This window comes from Mesorhizobium sp. M7A.F.Ca.CA.004.04.2.1 (assembly GCF_004022825.1).
Taxonomy (GTDB): domain Bacteria; phylum Pseudomonadota; class Alphaproteobacteria; order Rhizobiales; family Rhizobiaceae; genus Mesorhizobium.
Window position 1 is genome coordinate 1 of record NZ_RZPH01000615.1, and the last position, 3,718, is coordinate 3,718.

The 3,718-nt window shown below is 59.9% G+C and carries 3 protein-coding genes; all 3 read right to left on the minus strand.

All coding sequences use genetic code 11. The features are described 5' to 3' along the window. A partial coding sequence (locus EN893_RS23765) for an outer membrane beta-barrel protein (RefSeq protein WP_164901052.1) occupies window positions 1-699 on the minus strand: 699 nt, incomplete at its 3' end. Window positions 700-907: 208 nt separating this feature from the next. Continuing rightward, the gene (locus EN893_RS23770; RefSeq protein WP_127267138.1) at window positions 908-1,744 is read right to left on the minus strand and encodes an outer membrane protein; all 837 of its coding nucleotides are present in this window, start codon (window positions 1,742-1,744) and stop codon (window positions 908-910) included. Between the two features lie 271 nt (window positions 1,745-2,015). Beyond that, window positions 2,016-3,368: a phosphoglucosamine mutase gene (gene glmM, locus EN893_RS23775; RefSeq protein WP_127267139.1), complete on the minus strand. Its 1,353-nt coding sequence runs from the start codon at window positions 3,366-3,368 to the stop codon at window positions 2,016-2,018. Window positions 3,369-3,718: the final 350 nt, after the last annotated feature.

Genomic DNA, 3,718 nt, shown 5'->3' on the forward strand with positions numbered 1-3,718 from the left:
GGAATCTAGGCTCTCGGCGGCTACATATTCGGCGTCCGGGGCGGAGAAATACTGATAGCCCAGGTCGACGGAAACGTTCTTCGATACCTGATAGGCGAGGCCCGCATTCAGCGTGTAGGCCAGCGAGTACTGGGTCTTGCTGTCACTTACAGCAAAATCGTCCGTGTCGTCGCCATTGTCGGTGAAATAGCTTGCCGACAGGGTGCGCTTGCTGCGGACGATGCCGATACCGGCGCCGAGATAGGGTGTGATGCCGACATAGGTGCCAAGATCGACATAGCCGTTGAGTATGCCCGACAAGGCGTAGTTCTTAAGGGATGCCGACGCCACGGTCGGCTCTGCGGCAGTCGCTGAATCGTCATAGCCGACGCCGATCTCGTTGCCGGGCAGATAGCCGAGATTGAGGTCGGCGCGCAGATAGTCGTTGAAATGGTAGCCGAAGCCGATGCTGGCAAAGATCGGATCTTCCTTGTCGCTGAAGGCTGCGGTTTCGGTGGCGAAATCATGATTGTCGAAGCTCTTCTGCGCCAGATAGGAGACGTCGCCGCGCAGATACCAGCCGGAACCGACCTCGACCGGGACGTAGTCGGGCGCCTGGTCGACATAGATCGGCGGATCGTAGTCGGCCGCGTGCACCGGCGTCAGCGGCAGGAAGGCCAGTGCACCGAGCGCCAGCGCCATACGCGATGTAAGTTTCATGGTCCCCGACTCCCGAATTTGGCGCAGCCCGCAATCGCAGCGGCAGCCATCGTTTCAAGGAGCATTGTTAACCATAGTGGTTAAGTGCCGGTTAAGGCTAACAGAGCGTTAGCGAATTCATTTCCCCTGTCGATTCCAGGCGGCCCAACGAAAAACCGCCCGGCTGAGGCCGGGCGGTTTGTGAAGAATGCAAGTAATGTAGATGCTGTTACTTGGTGTAGATCGGCTCGGGTTCGGGCTGGTAGGCCACGACCGGCGCGGCGCAACCGTTGCTGCCACCGAACTGGTAGCGCAGGCCACCGCGCACTTCGTGCGTGTTGATGCCACGATCGAAGCCGGGACCGGAGCTGGTGATGTTCCAGTCGAACATGCGGCCGCCCTGAATATGGGAGAAGCGGTAGCCGGCATCGAGAATGATCTTGTCGGTCAGGCAGTACGAAGCGCCGGCCATCAGACCGTAGGCGAAACGCCAGCTTGATCTGCCGGGATTGAACTCGGTGGTGTTCGGGTCATAGACATCATCCCACTTGACGCGGGCGCCGCCGATGCCGGCGCCAACGTAAGGCGTGATGCCATGGTAGGTGCCGAGATCGACATAGGCGTTGGCAAGCAGCAGCAGGGCGCTCATCTTCGATACTTCGGTCGAAGTACCGTTGATGTCCGAGGTGCCGCCGTTGAAGTTCGACTTGAACCAATAGTCGGCCGTCAGGTCGGTCCGGAAGTGGTCGTTGATCTTGTAACCAACGCCGGCACCGAGCGAGAAACCGCCCTTGAGCTTGCCGAAATCGAAACTTCTGGTGCCGGGCGTGACCGTACAGTTACAGGGATCGACGGTGTAGGTCATATAGTCGATGCCGCGCACGGTCGACTTGTGATAATCGATATCGCCGCGGATATACCAGCCGCCGACCTCGACCGGCTGCTCGTAGATGGCCTGAGGCGGAGCCTCTTCAACCATCGGCTCCGGCAGATCGGCCGCGAACAACGGCCCTGCCAACCCTGCGAACAGGAAGGCGAGCAGGGCCTTTCTTGCTGTCTTGAACATGCTTGTCACCCCTGAGAAGCTCGGAACGGCGAACCCGCCCGAAATGCGATTGGCTTTCAGTCGTGGATAATGAATTGCAAAGGTTAAAAGGCGTTTAACCCTGTTGCTTAACCACGAATCTCGAAACTTCTAGGGATAGGCGCGAGATTTACGGACACCGAACAAAGTGGCGGCTGACAAGAAAAAGCCCGCCGAGGGGCGGGCCTTGGACCGGTTAAGGGAGCGCGGCGCGCCTGGTTGTCAGATCCACGTCCTGCTGGACGCGCTGGGATCAAGCGGCGCTGCGCGTTTCCGAGATGATGTCCACTATGCCATTGACCACGGACTCGACCAGTTGCGGGTCGTCGCCTTCGGCCATCACGCGGATCAGCGGCTCTGTCCCTGATGGCCGGATAACCAGCCGTCCGGTCTTGCCGAGGCGGTTGCGGGCGTCTTCGATGGCGGCCTTGACCGGCGCCTCCTCAAGCGGCTTGCCGCCGGAAATGTGGACGTTCTTCAGGAGTTGCGGCACGGGTTCGAATTTCTTCGACAGTTCGCTGACCGGCCGCCCCTGCCGCTTGATGCAGGCGAGCACCTGCAGCGCCGAGACCAGGCCGTCGCCGGTCGTCGAAAAGTCGGACAGCACGATATGACCCGACTGTTCGCCGCCGACATTCAAGCCATGCGCACGCATATGCTCGACGACATAACGGTCGCCGACCTTGGTGCGGTGCAATTGCAGCTTCATGTCGCCGAGGAAGCGTTCGAGGCCCAGATTGGACATCACGGTTGAGACGACACCACCGCCGGCAAGCCGCCCGCTCTGGTGCCAGGATTCGGCGATCAGCGCCATGATCTGGTCACCATCGACGATCGCGCCGTTTTCATCGACGATGACGACACGATCGGCGTCGCCGTCGAGCGCGATGCCGATGTCGGCGCGCACTTCGTGCACCTTCTTTTGCAGGCCGGCCGGATGGGTCGAGCCGCATTCCTTGTTGATGTTGAAGCCGTTGGGCTCGACATTGATGGCGACGACTTCGGCGCCCAGTTCCCACAGCGCCTCGGGCGCCACCTTGTAGGCCGCGCCATTGGCGCAATCGACAACGATCCTCAAGCCGGCGAGCGACATCGAGCGCGGCAAGGTGCGCTTGGCGAATTCGATGTAGCGGTCATGCACGCCGTCGACGCGCTTGGCGCGGCCAAGCCCGTCGGAATCGGCGAGCGCCAGTTCGATATCCTTGTCGAGCATGCTCTCGATGCGCTCCTCGATTTCGTCGGAGAGCTTGTAGCCGTCGGGTCCGAACAGCTTGATGCCGTTGTCGTAATAGGGGTTGTGCGAGGCCGAGATCATGACGCCGATATCGGCGCGCAGCGAACGCACCAGCATGGCGACAGCCGGCGTCGGGATCGGGCCGAGCAGGAACACGTCCATGCCGGCGGCACAAAGACCGGCGACCATGGCATTCTCGATCATATAGCCGGAAAGCCTGGTGTCCTTGCCGAGCACGACACGATGTCGATGGCTGCCGCGCTGGAAGGAAAGGCCGGCGGCCATGCCGACCCGCATAGCGATTTCAGCCGTCATCGGAAACTTGTTGGCGCGTCCGCGAATGCCGTCCGTGCCGAAATAATTCCCTGCCATGCTAGTCAGCTTCCTCGACGTTTCTTCCCCGGCACGTCATGCCACAATTGGCCAGGGCGCTATGATCACATTGTGTGATTATACGTTACCAATCCTTAGAAAACCATTGTTGTGCACTGCACACACGTGGCCGCAACCTGACATGCCCAGACTGCCATGTTGCAATATACAAGTCATGCGAGCCTTTCAGCGCGGATGCACCAGGAAAATCTTGCTCTGAACCAGACAACGGACAACGATTTCATCACCTTATCGGGAGAAACCGGTTTTCGGCGATATATACGCCACTTAGCATCTGGCGCAACCGCCCGTTGAGCGATATTGATCTGCAGGGACGTATCATGGGCTGC

What these genes read in the sequence shown, in the direction of transcription:
- glmM (WP_127267139.1), bottom strand. Translation starts at nt 3,368, where the DNA reads ATGGCAGGGAATTATTTCGGCACGGACGGCATTCGCGGACGCGCCAAC.
- EN893_RS23770 (WP_127267138.1), bottom strand. Translation starts at nt 1,744, where the DNA reads ATGTTCAAGACAGCAAGAAAGGCCCTGCTCGCCTTCCTGTTCGCAGGG.